This is a genomic window from Phocaeicola sartorii JCM 17136 = DSM 21941, from assembly GCF_054653615.1.
In genome coordinates this window covers 968,856-984,239 of the sequence record NZ_BAAIFW010000005.1, presented here as the reverse complement: position 1 = coordinate 984,239, position 15,384 = coordinate 968,856, and the positions used below count along the sequence as shown (strand labels likewise).

Annotated in this window: 17 protein-coding genes; 8 read left to right on the top strand and 9 right to left on the bottom strand. The window is 44.4% G+C overall.

Going from position 1 to position 15,384, the window contains the following annotated elements; genetic code table 11:
• Nucleotides 1-327: 327 nt before the first annotated feature.
• Nucleotides 328-462 (top strand): hypothetical protein, encoded by a 135-nt coding sequence (locus tag ACYQ0C_RS04195; protein ID WP_005843640.1) that lies wholly within the window; start codon nt 328-330, stop codon nt 460-462.
• A 99-nt stretch (nt 463-561) separates the two neighbouring features.
• Here the strand turns inward: ACYQ0C_RS04195 and ACYQ0C_RS04190 are convergent, their stop codons facing one another.
• On the bottom strand, nt 562-951 hold the full coding sequence (locus tag ACYQ0C_RS04190; RefSeq protein ID WP_016277080.1) for an L-rhamnose mutarotase: 390 nt from the start codon (nt 949-951) through the stop codon (nt 562-564).
• Nucleotides 951-1,922: an ROK family protein gene (locus ACYQ0C_RS04185; protein ID WP_016277079.1), complete on the bottom strand. Its 972-nt coding sequence runs from the start codon at nt 1,920-1,922 to the stop codon at nt 951-953. Before ACYQ0C_RS04185 ends, ACYQ0C_RS04190 begins: the two co-directional genes overlap by 1 nt.
• Before the next feature lie 152 nt (nt 1,923-2,074).
• On the opposite strand from ACYQ0C_RS04185, the gene ACYQ0C_RS04180 reads away from it, so the two are divergent.
• From ACYQ0C_RS04180 to ACYQ0C_RS04155, 6 genes are all read left to right on the top strand, one after another.
• Nucleotides 2,075-2,794 carry an ABC transporter ATP-binding protein gene (locus ACYQ0C_RS04180; protein WP_016277078.1) on the top strand — a complete coding sequence of 240 codons (720 nt, stop codon included), beginning with the start codon at nt 2,075-2,077 and terminating at the stop codon, nt 2,792-2,794.
• 9 nt (nt 2,795-2,803) lie between these two features.
• Nucleotides 2,804-4,060, top strand: coding sequence for an ABC transporter permease (locus tag ACYQ0C_RS04175; protein ID WP_016277077.1), 1,257 nt, complete (start codon nt 2,804-2,806; stop codon nt 4,058-4,060).
• 4 nt (nt 4,061-4,064) lie between these two features.
• Nucleotides 4,065-5,306 (top strand): ABC transporter permease, encoded by a 1,242-nt coding sequence (locus tag ACYQ0C_RS04170; RefSeq protein ID WP_016277076.1) that lies wholly within the window; start codon nt 4,065-4,067, stop codon nt 5,304-5,306.
• A gap of 72 nt (nt 5,307-5,378) precedes the next feature.
• The gene (locus tag ACYQ0C_RS04165) at nt 5,379-6,473 is read left to right on the top strand and encodes an efflux RND transporter periplasmic adaptor subunit (RefSeq protein WP_016277075.1); all 1,095 of its coding nucleotides are present in this window, start codon (nt 5,379-5,381) and stop codon (nt 6,471-6,473) included.
• A 13-nt stretch (nt 6,474-6,486) separates the two neighbouring features.
• Nucleotides 6,487-7,803 (top strand): TolC family protein, encoded by a 1,317-nt coding sequence (locus ACYQ0C_RS04160; RefSeq protein WP_016277074.1) that lies wholly within the window; start codon nt 6,487-6,489, stop codon nt 7,801-7,803.
• A 97-nt stretch (nt 7,804-7,900) separates the two neighbouring features.
• Nucleotides 7,901-8,368, top strand: coding sequence for a transglycosylase domain-containing protein (locus ACYQ0C_RS04155; protein WP_371327430.1), 468 nt, complete (start codon nt 7,901-7,903; stop codon nt 8,366-8,368).
• A gap of 201 nt (nt 8,369-8,569) precedes the next feature.
• Here ACYQ0C_RS04155 and ACYQ0C_RS04150 read toward each other — a convergent pair whose 3' ends face one another.
• The 6 genes from ACYQ0C_RS04150 to ACYQ0C_RS04125 all read right to left on the bottom strand — a co-directional run bounded on the left by ACYQ0C_RS04150 (nt 8,570) and on the right by ACYQ0C_RS04125 (nt 13,213).
• Nucleotides 8,570-8,713 carry a hypothetical protein gene (locus ACYQ0C_RS04150; protein WP_159106249.1) on the bottom strand — a complete coding sequence of 48 codons (144 nt, stop codon included), beginning with the start codon at nt 8,711-8,713 and terminating at the stop codon, nt 8,570-8,572.
• 221 nt (nt 8,714-8,934) lie between these two features.
• Nucleotides 8,935-10,002, bottom strand: coding sequence for a YgdI/YgdR family lipoprotein (locus ACYQ0C_RS04145; protein ID WP_016277072.1), 1,068 nt, complete (start codon nt 10,000-10,002; stop codon nt 8,935-8,937).
• Nucleotides 10,003-10,015: 13 nt separating this feature from the next.
• The gene (locus ACYQ0C_RS04140) at nt 10,016-10,438 is read right to left on the bottom strand and encodes a hypothetical protein (protein WP_016277071.1); all 423 of its coding nucleotides are present in this window, start codon (nt 10,436-10,438) and stop codon (nt 10,016-10,018) included.
• Nucleotides 10,435-11,001 (bottom strand): RNA polymerase sigma factor, encoded by a 567-nt coding sequence (locus ACYQ0C_RS04135; protein ID WP_016277070.1) that lies wholly within the window; start codon nt 10,999-11,001, stop codon nt 10,435-10,437. Before ACYQ0C_RS04135 ends, ACYQ0C_RS04140 begins: the two co-directional genes overlap by 4 nt.
• Nucleotides 11,002-11,302: 301 nt before the next feature.
• Nucleotides 11,303-12,256: a hypothetical protein gene (locus tag ACYQ0C_RS04130; protein ID WP_016277069.1), complete on the bottom strand. Its 954-nt coding sequence runs from the start codon at nt 12,254-12,256 to the stop codon at nt 11,303-11,305.
• A gap of 123 nt (nt 12,257-12,379) precedes the next feature.
• Nucleotides 12,380-13,213: a CvfB family protein gene (locus tag ACYQ0C_RS04125; protein WP_016277068.1), complete on the bottom strand. Its 834-nt coding sequence runs from the start codon at nt 13,211-13,213 to the stop codon at nt 12,380-12,382.
• Nucleotides 13,214-13,290: 77 nt separating this feature from the next.
• Between ACYQ0C_RS04125 and ACYQ0C_RS04120 the strand changes: the two genes are divergently transcribed.
• A complete protein-coding gene (locus ACYQ0C_RS04120; protein ID WP_025076758.1) occupies nt 13,291-14,685 on the top strand; it encodes an iron-containing alcohol dehydrogenase in 1,395 nt (464 codons plus the stop codon).
• 37 nt (nt 14,686-14,722) lie between these two features.
• Here the strand turns inward: ACYQ0C_RS04120 and ACYQ0C_RS04115 are convergent, their stop codons facing one another.
• On the bottom strand, nt 14,723-15,382 hold the full coding sequence (locus ACYQ0C_RS04115) for an ABC transporter ATP-binding protein (RefSeq protein ID WP_016277066.1): 660 nt from the start codon (nt 15,380-15,382) through the stop codon (nt 14,723-14,725).
• Nucleotides 15,383-15,384: the final 2 nt, after the last annotated feature.

Genomic DNA, 15,384 nt, shown 5'->3' with positions numbered 1-15,384 from the left:
ACATTGCAAAGGTACGGACTTTAGTGAAATCTACAAATAAAACAACTAAAAAAGCATGTTTAATAACATGATTTAAGAAGAACTGCCACATTTGTTAACGAACATTTTACTGTCAGATTACAAGTGTCATTATTACAGTTGTGTTTCTTAACACATACTAAATAACCAAAGTAAATACACATAAAACGTTAAAGCTAGAAGGTTAATTCTATGTTTCTAAACATAATTAGGGCTTTTGGTGTTATCTTTGCAGTAGTAAAAGAGAAAACAAAAGGTTTTTAGGAATAACCAGTTCTCCAAACGGGAGAACATAAAAAAGATGTAATTATGAAAAGAACAAATGACACAATCGAGATGTTGCAGTATCAATTAAGAAGATACAAAGCAATGAGAAAAGGAGCTGCTTGCCAATCTTTGCAATACAAGCTTCAGAAATTAATGAGCCAGCAGGCGAATGCCTGATGAGCTTTACCATAAAGAACACAAATTTATAAGTTTATAATATAAGAAAAGGATATGATTTTTATCATATCCTTTTCTTCTTATTTTCTAGAATGAAAGTTATTCATATAGATGAAACATTCTATCCATCAACTGCCATTTTTCAGCCGAAGACGCTCCCGGCTCCGCCTGTTGAAAGACAGACATATACTCTTCCCATTCTGCCTGGCGAGGCAACGTAGCCATTCTGGCCATGGCCGTATCCCAATCAAAATCGAGAGGCGTTTCCACTATCATAAATAAATTGGTACCCAGGATATAAATTTCCATTTCCAAAATACCAACTTCACGGATAGCCGCCAACGTTTCCGGCCAGATCCTGCCTTCCGAATGACGCTTTCTATACTCGGCTACCAAGGCCGGATCGTCTTTCAGACTCAACATCTGGCAATAACGTTTTACCGGCCCGTGATATTCCCGGACTTTATATCCTTGTTTTCTGTCTTCCATTATTCTCTTACTTCCCAGCCTAACGCGCTAGCTCCCAACACGGCAGCATCAGCATCCTTCAATTCAGAAATCAATAATTTAGTCTTGCCTTCGTAAATCTTCAAGATATTATCATCTATCGCTTTACGGATCGGCTTCATGATATAATCACCGGATTTTGCCAATCCACCAAACAGGATAATCGCTTCCGGACTGGAGAAAGCGATGAAGTCCGCCAAAGCCTCACCCAAAATACGTCCTGTATATTCAAAAATATCCTGCGCTAATTTATCCCCTCTTACAGCCGCATCAAAAACATCTTTAGATACGATATCTTCAGCCGGAATGTCTCTTAACAAACTAGGTTCGGGACGAGCAACCAAAAACTCACGCGCCGTACGTGCCACACCTGTAGCCGAGCAGTAAGTTTCCAGACAACCCTTACGGCCACAACCACACTGACGTCCGTCACGACGAACAATCACATGCCCTAACTCTCCGGCAAAACCATCGTGTCCATAAACCAATTGTCCATTTACTACAATACCACTACCGACACCGGTTCCAAGAGTAATCATAATAAAATCTTTCATACCGCGAGCCGCACCGTATGTCATTTCACCGATAGCGGCAGCATTTGCATCATTTGTCAAAGCAGTAGGCACACCTATCGCTTCTTCAAACAAGGCAGCTAAAGGAATTACACCTTTCCAGGGAAGATTCGGAGCAAACTCAATCGTACCGTTATAGTAGTTCCCATTAGGAGCACCTACACCCATACCTTTTATTTTCTCCACACCACCGAATGATTCAATCAACGGACGCAATTTTGAACTGACAGCCTCCACATAATCCTCTATTTTAGCAAATGATTGTGTCTTAACTGAATCGGTAGCCAATACGTTACCACGTGAATCTACGATACCGAAAACAGTATTAGTTCCGCCAATGTCCATACCTACTACGTAGGGTTTTTCCATGCCTGTTACCATGATATATTATTATTTAGGGTTAGTTATTTTGAGCAAATGTACATAATGAGAAAAAAGAGAGCAAATTTTTTTTCAATTATTTCATATAGCATTGCAACTTTTTGTACCTTCGGCACGTCTAACTAGACAAACACAAGTTAAATTCATCGGTAATGATACATTTAGAGAACATCAACAAAACCTATCACAACGGAGCACCGCTGCATGTTTTGAAAGGTATTGACCTCGACATAGAACGAGGTGAGTTTGTTTCCATTATGGGCGCTTCGGGGTCCGGAAAGTCCACTTTATTGAATATTTTAGGCATCTTGGACAACTACGATTCGGGAGAATATTATTTGAACGACGTATTAATCAAGAATCTGAGCGAAACCCGCTCCGCTGAGTACAGAAACCGGATGATAGGCTTCATCTTTCAGTCCTTCAACCTGATTTCCTTTAAAAATGCGGTAGAAAATGTAGCGCTTCCCCTCTTTTATCAAGGAGTGAGCCGGAAAAAGAGAAACCAAATGGCATTGGAATACCTTGACAAGCTGGGACTTAAAGAATGGGCGCATCACATGCCCAACGAATTGTCCGGCGGACAAAAGCAGCGTGTAGCCATAGCACGTGCCTTGATTTCCAAACCGCAAATCATCCTTGCCGATGAACCTACCGGAGCTTTGGACAGCAAAACTTCCGTGGAAGTGATGAACATTTTGAAAGAACTGCATAAAAATGAGGGACTGACCATCGTGGTCGTAACCCACGAAAGTGGGGTGGCGAACCAGACAGACAAAATCATCCATATCAAGGATGGGGTGATTGAGCGGATTGAAGAAAACATTGACCATAATGCCTCTCCTTTCGGAAAGAACGGATTCATGAAATAACTGACGCCCATGATTGATCTTATTCAAGAAATATTCGGAACAATAAAGCGCAATAAATTACGCACGTTCCTCACCGGATTTGCCGTAGCCTGGGGCATCTTCATGTTGATCGTGCTGCTGGGAGCGGGCAACGGACTAATCCACGCTTTCGAAAGCTCCTCGGCGGACATGGCTATGAACTCCATCAAAGTATTTCCCGGATGGACTTCCAAAGCATACGACGGATTGAAAGAAGGACGCCGCATAGAACTGGACAATAAAGATTATCGGATAACCGAAACCGATTTTCCGAAAAATGTCATCAGCGTAGGAGCTACCGTACGTCAGAGCAATGTGACCTTAACATACGGACAAGACTATGTATCCACCACATTGGAAGGAGTATATCCCAATCATAAGGATGTAGAAAGAGTAAAACCCGCCGGAGGACGGTTTATCAATGACATTGATATCCGCCAGCGACGAAAAGTGATCATCCTTCATACCAAAACCGCAGAAATGCTCTTTAAAAAAGAGGCGGACAAGGCTATCGGAAAGTTTGTCAATGCCAACGGAGTGGTATATCAAGTGGTAGGCCTGTTTACAGACAAGGGAAGTTTCCAACCCAATGCCTTCATTCCGTTCACCACCTTACAACTTATATATAATAAAGGTGACAAGCTGAACAATCTGATATTTATGACACAGGGACTCGATACAGAAGAAAAAAATAAAACTTTCGAAGAGGAGTACCGCAAAGCTATTGGTATACATCATCGTTTTACAGCTGATGATAAAGGTGCCATCTGGATGTGGAACCGTTTCACTCAATTCATGCAACAAGAAAAGGGGATGCACATCCTGACCATAGCCATTTGGGTGATCGGCATATTCACGTTGCTGAGCGGCATAGTGGGCGTAAGCAATATCATGCTGATTACTGTAAAAGAACGTACCCGTGAATTTGGTATCCGCAAAGCACTGGGCGCCAAGCCTGCATCCATCTTATGGCTGATTATAGCCGAAAGTGTAGCTATTACCACCTTTTTCGGATATATAGGAATGGTGGCAGGTATTGCCGCTACGGAATACATGAATGCCGTGGCAGGAAATCAAACAATGGACGCAGGGGTCTTCACCGAAACGGTGTTCCTCAATCCCACTGTAGATATCAGTGTAGCCATACAAGCAACCATGACGTTAGTGATAGCCGGTACACTGGCAGGTTTCTTTCCTGCCCGCAAAGCTGTCATGATCCGGCCTATCGAAGCACTTAGAGCAGATTAAGATTATGAGAATAGATTTAGACAGGTGGGAGGAGATATTCATCACCATCACCAGAAACAAGACACGTAGCCTCTTGACCGCTTTCGGCGTTTTTTGGGGTATATTCATGCTGGTCGCCCTTATGGGAGGAGGCCAGGGACTACAAGATATGATGTCGGCAAACTTTAAAGGATTCGCTACCAACTCCGTATTTTTCGGAAGTAATAAAACCAGTGAAGCCTATAAAGGATTCAGAAAAGGACGTTATTGGGATATGGAAATTAACGATGTGGAACGTATCCGCCAAGTCGTACCGGAAGTAGAAGTGATTACTCCCAACATCAGCCGGTGGGGTTCTACCGCTATTTTCGGAGACAAGAAAAGTTCCTGTGCTGTCAGAGGATTACAGCCTGATTACGAGAAGATAGAAGCCCAGAATATTACAATGGGGCGCTTTATCAATGACGTAGACATATTGGAAAACCGGAAAGTCTGCACCATAGGAAAACGCGTGTACGATGAACTGTTTCCCCAAGGGGGGAATCCCTGCGGACAATATTTGCGTGTGGACGGCATTTATTATCAGATTGTAGGAGTCAGCTTATCAACCAGCAACATGAACATCAACGCCGGAACAGAGGACAGTGTAACCCTTCCGTTTACTACCATGCAGAAAGCATATAATTTCGGGAAACGAATTGATTTAGTCTGTATTACGGTGAAACCGGGAGTGACTGTTACCAGCATAGCCGACAAAATAGAACAAGTTATCAAGAAAGCACACTACATTCACCCGGACGACAAGCAAGCAGTGATCATGGTCAATGCCGAGGCAATGTTCAGCATGATTGACAATCTGTTCACCGGTATCAATATTCTGGCATGGATGGTCGGTTTGGGGACATTGCTGGCAGGAGCTATCGGAGTAAGCAATATCATGATGGTAACAGTAAAAGAGCGTACGACCGAAATCGGTATCCGCCGGGCCATCGGCGCACGCCCCAAAGATATATTGAACCAGATTCTTTCTGAAAGCATGGTCTTGACAACTTTTGCCGGATTGCTGGGAATCTGTTTCGGAGTCTTGGTTTTACAAGGGCTGGAAATAGGAACAGCAGCTTCGGGCACAGAGGCGCATTTCCAAATCAGTTTCTGGATGGCTGTCGGGGCCTGCATTTTATTGATGGTTCTGGGTATGCTGGCAGGATTGGCGCCGGCCTATCGTGCCATGGCCATCAAACCCATTGAAGCTATAAGAGACGAATAAAACCAGCTGACAAACGGAGAAGATTTCCATGCAGCAACAAACAAGAGTAAAAAAATAATAAAACAAACAGATATGAAAAAGTATGTAAAAATTGCATTATTAGTCATCGTTGCACTGATATTCATCGGGACATTTGTATTTCTTTATCAAAAATCACAACCCAAAGCCAGCGTATATACTGTATTAAACGCAGAAATCACCGATCTGAAAAAGACTACCGTAGCTACCGGTAAAATAGAACCGCGTGACGAGATTCTGATCAAACCGCAGATTTCAGGCATCATAGACGAGGTATATAAGGAAGCCGGACAAAAAATAAAGAAAGGCGAAGTGATAGCCAAAGTAAAGGTGATCCCCGAACTGGGACAACTGAACTCGGCAGAAAGCCGCGTAAGACTGGCTGAGATCAATGCCAGACAAGGAGAGACTGATTTCACCCGCATGAAAAAACTGTTCGAAAGCAAACTGATCAGCAGTGAAGAATACGAAAAGAGTGAGGTAGCTGTAAAACAGGCACGTGAAGAATTACAGACAGCCAAAGACAATCTGGAAATAGTCAAAGAAGGTATCACTAAAAACAAAGCTTCATTCAGCAGCACCCTTATCCGGTCTACCATCGACGGACTGATTCTGGATGTACCTGTAAAAGCCGGTAACTCTGTCATCATGAGCAACACCTTCAATGACGGAACCACTATCGCCACCGTAGCCAACATGAATGATCTGATTTTCCGCGGCAATATTGATGAAACGGAAGTAGGGCGCATACACCAAGGCATGCCGGTAAAAATAACTCTAGGAGCCTTGCAAAACATGGAGTTTGATGCACAACTGGAGTATATATCCCCTAAAGGCGTGGAAGAAAACGGTGCCAACCAATTTGAGATCAAAGCCGCCATCACAGTGCCCGACACGATTACCATCCGTTCGGGATATAGCGCAAATGCGGAAATCGTCCTGGCACGTGCCAGCAAAGTATTGGCAGTGCCCGAAAGTACCGTTGAGTTTAAAAACGACTCTACCTTTGTATATGTCTTGACCGACAGTGTCCCTTCACAAAAATTCAGCCGCCGTACCATTACTACAGGTATGAGCGACGGCATCAAGATTGAAGTGAAGAACGGTTTGAACGCCAATGAGAAAATACGTGGAGCAGAAAAGAAATAATAGAAACAACATTATGAAGAAACAAATCATTATAGCCATGGCTCTCCTTGCGGCATTGCCGGTTGCCGCCCAGGAAAAATGGGACTTGCGCCAATGCATTGACTACGCCATCGAGCACAATTTGAGCATCAAGCAACAGGAAGCCGCGCGCGATCAGGATGCAGTCACCTTGAACACCGCCAAATACAGCCGTCTGCCTAATCTGAACGGAAATGTAGGACAATCATTCAACTTCGGCCGTGCCTTACAAGCCGATAATACATACGGCGACCGTAACACCAAGAACACCAACTTCTCACTCAGCACCAGCATCCCCTTGTTTACAGGATTGCGGATACCGAACAACATCGCTCTCAGCAAACTGAACCTGAAAGCAGCCATAGAGGACTTGAACAAGGCCAAAGAAGATATCAGCATTTCGGTCACCTCCGCTTATCTACAGATTCTTTTTAATGAGGAGCTGGCCAAAGTAGCACATAGCCAGGTAGAATTGAGCCGTGAGCAACTGAAATCGAAAGAAGCTTATTTCAACAACGGAAAAGCTTCGGAAGCCGAAGTGTATGAAGCCCGTGCACGGGTTGCCCAAGACGAAATGTCTGCCGTACAAGCCGACAACAATTATCAATTGGCATTGCTGGAACTGAGCCAGCTGCTGGAACTTCCCACTCCCGACGGATTTGGTGTAGTATCTCCCCGTGTAGAAGACAATTTCACACTGCTTTCACCTCCCGAAGATATTTATACCCAAGCCGTACTGAACAAACCGGGTATCAAGGCCGCCCAGTTCCGCCTGGAAGGAGCCACTAAAAGTATCCGTATCGCACAAAGCGCCTGGTATCCGCAGTTAAACTTCGGTGCCGGAGTAGGTACAAACTACTATAATCTTTCGGGAGTGGAGAATGCCTCATTCAGCAGCCAGTGGCATCAGAACTTTAACAAGTATCTGCAATTCTCACTCAGCATCCCGTTGTTCAACCGCCTTGAGACACGAAACAGAGTAAAGAGTGCCCGCATTCAGCGCACAGCTTTATCCTGGAAACTGGAAGAGAGCAAGAAAATGCTTTTCAAAGAAATACAGCAAGCATACTATAATGCAGTAGCCGCCGAAAGCAAATACAAAAGCAGCACCACAGCTACAGAGGCTTCCGAAGCTTCTTTCCGTCTGATGAGCGAGAAATATGCCAACGGCAAAGCCAACGCTACCGAATATAATGAAGCCCGTACCAACTGGATGAAAGCCGTTTCGGACATGCTTCAGTCAAAATATGACTATCTGTTCCGTACCAAGATTCTGGATTTCTACAAAGGGATTCCTCTTGCTTTGGAATGATTTTCAAGATTCTGTAGTGAATCTTCATAAAAATCAATTAACATTGCAGCCCGAATTAATCATAGTTTCTTATGAACCAATGGATTAAAAGGGCTGCATTTATTTTATCAGCCCTACTTATTCTTACCGGAACCGCTCTCTCATAGTCTGGCTCATCGAGCAGCAGCATATCACCAGTAAACAGCGTATGTATGAGGTTTATCTGAACATTGTGGAATGGGGGCCTTTCATTTACGGTGCCCGCGAAGCATCCCGGTTTTATTTTGATAAAGAACCGTCACGACTCACTACGAAGGAAGCTATCTTCCTGGCTTCCATTATTCCGAAGCCGAAACATTTCCATTCTTCCTTTAATCCTGACGGAAGTCTCAAAATAGAAAATAACAAGTATTATTTTCAGAAAATAGCGGAACGTCTGCAAGCCAAAGAACTGTTGACGGACGAACAGGCCGCTGCTGTCCGTCCGGAGATTGAGTTGAAAGGAGAGGCATTAAAAATGATTACAGTACCGGAAGTAAAGTCAGATAGCGTGCAAATGGCTTCAGATATCTATCAAGAAGAATAATTATAGCCAAACAGAATTGATTTGCGAAATAGAGTAAAAAAGTAACTTAACTTCATGAGCCAAGTAAGTTAAGTTAAAGTGCCAAGTAAGTTAAGTTACTTGCCCGATGCACTTAAGTTACTTTTTGAAGCTACCGGAGATCCATCCACCCTATTTTTCGCAAATCAATTCTGTTTGACTATATAATACCGGGATACGACTTCACTCCCCCAGCAATTCTTTCATTTCAGCCTTCAAACAGCCTTCACCATAGCCTCCCCAAATAGTCATGATTTTTACTCCCGGAGCAGCCCATAAGTCCAATCCCATAGGGGGAAAGCCTTCCGCACGAAACAGCGTAACCACCGTACCGTCTTTCAGTCCTTTGACTTTTCCCTGAATGGTAAATTCATTTTGAGCTTATGCTGAAAAGAAGCCCGTGCAAAGCAGAGCCATAAGAATAATGTTTTTCATAACTTATTGTGTTTTGTCGTTTTACAGAGTAATATTACTCTTTTTTCTTTCCTGTTATTTCTTTCCTTAATCTTTTTTAGTACTAAAAGCACCAAACATTCCATCTTCCGGGACTATCTCTTTCTTATGATTCCATATCCGGCCAATACAATCAAAAGGCCCGTCACACAAAATGCCCAAGTATTCATTGCACGCGATTCAGCTTCTAACACATAACTTCCTCCCAACAACCGATAAGCATCCACCTTCCACACTAATCTATCCCCTTCTTTCAGCAAGGTATTTGCAGAAAGCAACTCGCCGGGCATGGCCAATTCAAACTTAATCTGATTGTCAAACAATTCCATAGTGACACACTTTTTATCATACATTTTTTGTATCTCCTTTTGATTGGCCTTATACAGATCCGTGAAAACGAGCGTATCGTACCGTTTATCCAACAAGGTGCAGACATATTCGGGTGAGCATTCATTTTCCTCTTTCCGATTTTTATCTCCTAGAAAGATTTCTTCCTTTTCAGTTTTCAGTTTTGCAGCATAGGCAGCCTCTCCTCCCCTTTGCAGGAAATATTCCACCACTTCATAACTCAACTCGAATTGTGTATGATAGAGCCATTTCATAAACTTTTCCTCCGCATCTTCCAACACTGACTTCAGTTCCACTCCGTTCATTCCCTGATAACCGCTCATATCCCCTTGAAACAACAAGGCCTGTTCCGGCTTGTCCAGATACTTGTCCATGGGTATGGGACCTTTGTCTTCTATTTCCCGGAAATCACATGTATACGTATAATAGGTATAAAACCAACGGAAGTGTTTTTCCAGTTTTTCTTGCGGTTCGGCCAAAGGCTTCATCCACTTCTCGTTGGCGGAAAAGAATGAAAACGTACCTTCCGCCTTCCATGTCCGCTCCACCTTTACATTAAGCTCGCCTTCCTCTCCAAAAAAATCAACTTTCACACAGGAATCCAAGTTTTCCACCATCCAACGATCTCCCAGCTGGAATAAAAAAGGATTACCGCTTCTATTACCTGCCAGAAAAGCGGAATCGGCTTTGGCATATACTTCCCTGCTTATCCTGCCGTCTTTATACACACACGTGGTCATCCGATAATTGGTGGAACAAGATGCCAGTACCAGCAACAGAACCGATACATTTATTTTAACAATCACTCTTTTCATAACACTTTTCTTTTTAATGATTACGATCTTTCAATTTATTGATGAGGTTTTCTCTTCTGCACTGTACCTCGCGCTGTTCTTGCCATATCCGGAATAAAAAGACAGTCTTTTCCCGCACCGTCATTTCAGACATCCTCTCTAAAGGTACTGACTGAATGATTCGCGTAGGAGGACAGCAGTTAAGAGTAACTGTCCCTCTCTCAAGAGGCGGAGCCTCAGCATAAAAAAGAACCTCATACATCATAGCACCCAACAAGAACAGGGCGGCTATGGCAGAAAGCCACCTGAGCACATTCACCGGTTTCTGAGGCTTGCGCGGAATACGGACTATTTTTTTCATGATATCCTCGGACAATTCCTCAGGATTCTCTACTAAAGGCAGATTCTTTCTCACCTTTTCCAGCCATTCTTCATATCGTTGTTCTTCTCGTTTCATAAGCCAGGGTCTATTTGATGCATTTTATTTCTGATTTGTTTTCGCGCCTGATAGAGGTTATGCTTTATCTTCTCGGGCGACAGGCCGGTGATAATCACGACTTCGGCTACATCCAGTTCTTCAATATCACGAAGTGTAAATACTAACCTTTGCTTGGGGGTCAGCTCTTCGGTGAAGCGTAGAATTAAATCTTTCAATTCTTTATGGGACAGCGCTTCCTCTATATTTTCTCCGGACCCGATATCATGTTCCACGGATATGGTTTCTGATGAATAAGCCGGGGGAGTACGCCGCAATGCCCGAAGCCGGTCATAGCAGGCATTACAGGTTATTTTATACATCCAAGTTGAGAACCGGCACGAGCCGTCATATTTATCTATCGAGATCCATATTTTCACAAAAACGTCCTGTACCATATCCTTTGCCTCATCTTCGTCACAAAGCAAACGAAAAGCAAGTCTGAACACCATTGCCTGGAATTCCGACACCAATTGTGCAAAAGCAATCGTATCATTCCGTTTGCTCCGGTCAACAAGTTCCTGTATTTGTTCTTGATTCATCATGCGATCGTTGGTTTATACTATGATACGTCAGAAAACAGCCTGGGTCGAATGTTATAGCTAAAAAAATGATTTGTCGGTAACTTTCCTGTAAAAATAAAGCCCCCACACCCTGCGGCATCTAAAAATACCAGACAAACTATCGCATCACACAATCAGCACACGGTTGTCCGTGCTCTAATTTCCAAAAGTACGGAAATATTCAAAGCCATCACTCTATTCTTTCGGAAAAATAAAAGAACTGTATGAGAGCGCGTCAGACGCGTTCTCATACAGTTCATGAATGATCAATCCCTATCAAAAGCTATACCGTACGCATACGGGCAGCACTTCTTTCACCGGAATGACTCTTATTTCTTTCTCTTGACCGGTTTGAATCCTTTTCCTTCTTCTTATTCTCTCTTCTCACCTCTCTTCCGGACGGAGCCGTACGCTTGTTTTCACGACGGTCTTTATCAACCCGTGAGTTCTGTTCACGCTGTGAAGGGCGTCCGTCATGCTTGTTGTCATGATCCTTCTTCGGTCTGTCCGGTCTTGCCTGTGGAGCAGACGGGCGATGATGCTCACCCGACGGTCTGTCAGGGCGGACTTGTGGTCTGTCGGGACGAGACTGGTGAGGGGCAGCAGGACGATGATGATCCTTTCGGGAAGGCCGGACAGCCACATTGAAATCACGGCGGCGATGTGTATCATAAGTCACCCGGTCATGGCGGATGCGATAATGTCCGTCGTACACATCATGGCGGTAACGGTCACGATAATGAGTCTTATAATAGCTGACATTGTTAAAATGAGTACGATAATGCCCTCCGCAATAGCTGGTGTAATGATGCGGTTTTCCATAATAGAAGAAGTTCACATTATTATATACCAGATAAATGCGGAACTGCCATTTATTCTCATGCGCGTAAATGGGACGGTAGAAATGCTCGGCTCCCATAAAGCGGCGATACTGCGCACTGGAGAGTATCCAACGGAGATCATCATTGCGTACATCCAGAAAATCATAATAACGCTCCAACGCATAATCATACCCTCTCACCACATCGTCCATCAAGTAGCGGACATTGTTGACAAAGTCATAATTCACCTCGTACACATCATTGTATTGCTGCGGACTGAGTTTCAGTTCGTATGCCATACGGTCTGTGAGAAAACGGGTATTCTGCCTCATTTTGCTGATGCTCATGGCCCCCATTGCGGGAATGGTTATGCCCAACATACAAATCACTATCAATAATGTAGTCCATCTTTTCATAGCTGTTACGTTTTTAGTTTGTTAGTTCTATGGCACAAAAATAGGGGAAATCACTTTCCCCCGCAATTGATTTTCCCCATAAGTTCATAGGGTTTTTCCTATATCCGGTAGGGAAAAGCCTCACTAGGCAAGGCGTATTCCCTCAGTTTCCAAAACAATCAGACGCTTTTTATATAAATCGCCCACCGCTTTCTTGAATGTTTTCTTACTGACACCGAAAGTATCATAGATATCCCCGGCATCACTTTTATCATTCAACGGAGTGAAACCGTCATGATCTTTAATATACTGCAATAACACCTCCGAGAAATCATCCACCTTCTTCGCGCCCAGTTTTTGCAGAACCAGATCTATCTTGCCATCCTCACGCACCTGCTTCACATAAGCCGTCAGTCGCATGCCGGTTTCCAGAGGTTGGAATATTTCATTATCGTAAAGCAAACCACTGAACTTATTTTCCACAATGGCTTTGAACCCCAAATCGGTTTTCTGCCATATCAGGATATCCACTTCCTGCCCCGGCCGATAATCGGGACGGTCCTTAGAAAGATAGCGTTCCACCTTGGCAGAAGCCATGATGCGGTAACTGTCCTCGTCCACATGCGCGTGCACTATATATTTCCGTCCTTTCTGCATCTTCATCTTCTGCTCGCGGAAAGGAACAAAAAGGTCTTTCATCAATCCCCAGTTCAAAAACGCGCCAAATTCATTGATCCATGCCACCTCCAGACAGGCAAATTCGCCCACCTGCACCCATGGTTGCAAAGTGGTAGCTATCAGCCTCTCCTCATTATCAAGATAAAGAAAGACATTCAGCACATCGCCGGGCTTACAACCTTCGGGCACATAACGCGCAGGCAACAAAATCTCTCCGTCATCGCCTCCATCCAAGTAAACACCAAAATCCACTTCTTTTACAACCTCCAGTTGGTTGTATTTTCCCAGTTTTACGTTCATTAGCTAAATTTTTTCTCAAAGATAAATAAAAAGCGTTATCTTTACTCGCTATTAACAAAGAAAAACCCCAATTTATTATGGATAATTTTATCTTTTACAATCCTACACGCCTCATCTTCGGGAAAGACATGATTGCCCGGCTGTCCCAAGAGATACCGGCCGACAAGCGGATTATGATCACTTTCGGTGGCGGCAGTGTAAAGACAAACGGAGTCTACGAACAAGTTACCCAAGCCCTCGAAGGACGTGATTACACGGAATTTTGGGGAATAGAATCAAATCCTGATATATCCACCTTGAAAAAAGCGATAGAGCTGGGCAAAGAAAAGAACATCGACTTCCTGCTGGCAGTAGGTGGCGGCTCGGTCATAGACGGCACCAAGCTGATTGCGGCAGGTATCCTATACGACGGAGATGCATGGGAACTGGTAAAAAAAGGAAATGCACAATACACCATTCCTCTGGGAACTGTGCTGACCATCCCCGCCACAGGATCTGAAATGAATAACGGAGCCGTGATTTCATGCCGTGAGACACACGAAAAGTATCCGTTCTTCTCCCATCATCCCGTCTTCTCCATTCTGGACCCGACAGTGACTTTCTCACTACCCGATTATCAGATAGCCTGCGGACTGGCAGACACCTTCGTGCACGTCATGGAGCAATACCTGACCAAGACGAACGAATCTTCCCTGATGGACCGCTGGAGCGAAAGCATTCTCCGTACACTGGTACAAATCGCCCCGCAAATCAAAGAGAACAAGCAGGATTATCACTTGATGAGTGAATTCATGATATCCGCCACAATGGCATTAAACGGCTTCATCGCAATGGGAGTCTCCGAAGACTGGGCCACCCACATGATAGGTCACGAACTGACCGCACTACATGGCATGACACATGGTCAGACATTGGCTATCGTATTCCCGGGAACCTTGCGCACCCTTGCCGACAAGAAGCGCGACAAGATATTGCAATATGGCGAACGGATCTGGGGAGTCACCTCAGGAGTCCCCAGCGTACGCATATCGCTGACTATTGAAAAAACCGAAGACTTTTTCAAGAAACTCGGACTTAAAACCCGTCTGGATGAAGCAGGAATCGGTGATGACACCATCGAGGAAATAGTACGCCGGTTTAATGAACGAAACGCCGCATACGGCGAGGACGGCGATGTCACCGGAGAAGTGGTACGCCAGATTCTGCAAAACTGCAAATCGAAAAAAGAATCACCCCATACAGGAGGAACGAATATGAAAACAGTCATTTTTACTTCTTTCAAAAGCGATGTCCGCGCGCACATGCTACAAGATCTTCTGAAAAACGAAGGCATAGAATCCATGTTGCAAGGAGAATATACTGCCCAAGTACTGGCTTATATTCCGGGAATGGACATAAAAGTATTAGTTTTCGAAAAAGATTATGCCCGTGCATTTGAAATTCTGAAAGCCAGTTTTCCTGAGAAAGTATAGACACCGGGGATAAAACGACTGTCAACCGTTCCCCTTGTCAGACTTCCGAAGAAATTCTGCCATCCACCATGTGAATCGTCCGGTCTGTCAGACGGGCCAGACTCTCATCGTGAGTCACAATAACAAAAGTCTGACCTAATTTATCACGCAGATCAAAGAACAACTGATGAAGTTCCTCTTTGTTGCGGGTATCCAGACTGCCCGACGGTTCATCCGCAAGGATAACCGCCGGGTTGTTTATTAACGCACGCGCCACCGCCACACGCTGTTTCTCTCCTCCCGACAATTCGGCCGGTTTGTGTGAAGCACGTCCGGACAAGCCCAAGAACGTCAACGTTTCCTTAGCCTTCTGCATGGCTTCGGACGAGGAAGTGCCCGCTATCAATGCAGGAATCATCACATTCTCTAAAGCGGTGAATTCGGGAAGCAGCTGGTGAAACTGAAACACAAAGCCGATCTGCCGGTTGCGGAAAGCCGACAATTCCTTTTCCTTCAAGCGGCTCACTTCGGTGCCATTCAGCAAGATAGTACCCGCGTCCGCCTTATCCAGCGTTCCCATAATCTGCAACAACGTGGTTTTCCCCGCACCGCTGGGACCCACAATGCTTACCACCTCTCCTTTTTCTATCATCAGATCAATACCTTTCAGCACCTGCAGCGTGCCGAAACTCTTCGTTATTCCCTGTAATTCTATCATAA

Coding starts and splice junctions, on each gene's coding strand:
- ACYQ0C_RS04175 (WP_016277077.1), top strand. CDS start 2,804: ATGATTGATCTTATTCAAGAAATATTCGGAACAATAAAGCGCAATAAA.
- ACYQ0C_RS04125 (WP_016277068.1), bottom strand. CDS start 13,213: ATGAACGTAAAACTGGGAAAATACAACCAACTGGAGGTTGTAAAAGAA.
- ACYQ0C_RS04145 (WP_016277072.1), bottom strand. CDS start 10,002: ATGAAAAGAGTGATTGTTAAAATAAATGTATCGGTTCTGTTGCTGGTA.
- ACYQ0C_RS04165 (WP_016277075.1), top strand. CDS start 5,379: ATGAAAAAGTATGTAAAAATTGCATTATTAGTCATCGTTGCACTGATA.
- ACYQ0C_RS04185 (WP_016277079.1), bottom strand. CDS start 1,922: ATGGTAACAGGCATGGAAAAACCCTACGTAGTAGGTATGGACATTGGC.
- ACYQ0C_RS04140 (WP_016277071.1), bottom strand. CDS start 10,438: ATGAAACGAGAAGAACAACGATATGAAGAATGGCTGGAAAAGGTGAGA.
- ACYQ0C_RS04130 (WP_016277069.1), bottom strand. CDS start 12,256: ATGAAAAGATGGACTACATTATTGATAGTGATTTGTATGTTGGGCATA.
- ACYQ0C_RS04135 (WP_016277070.1), bottom strand. CDS start 11,001: ATGATGAATCAAGAACAAATACAGGAACTTGTTGACCGGAGCAAACGG.
- ACYQ0C_RS04170 (WP_016277076.1), top strand. CDS start 4,065: ATGAGAATAGATTTAGACAGGTGGGAGGAGATATTCATCACCATCACC.
- ACYQ0C_RS04195 (WP_005843640.1), top strand. CDS start 328: ATGAAAAGAACAAATGACACAATCGAGATGTTGCAGTATCAATTAAGA.
- ACYQ0C_RS04180 (WP_016277078.1), top strand. CDS start 2,075: ATGATACATTTAGAGAACATCAACAAAACCTATCACAACGGAGCACCG.
- ACYQ0C_RS04160 (WP_016277074.1), top strand. CDS start 6,487: ATGAAGAAACAAATCATTATAGCCATGGCTCTCCTTGCGGCATTGCCG.
- ACYQ0C_RS04120 (WP_025076758.1), top strand. CDS start 13,291: ATGGATAATTTTATCTTTTACAATCCTACACGCCTCATCTTCGGGAAA.
- ACYQ0C_RS04115 (WP_016277066.1), bottom strand. CDS start 15,382: ATGATAGAATTACAGGGAATAACGAAGAGTTTCGGCACGCTGCAGGTG.
- ACYQ0C_RS04190 (WP_016277080.1), bottom strand. CDS start 951: ATGGAAGACAGAAAACAAGGATATAAAGTCCGGGAATATCACGGGCCG.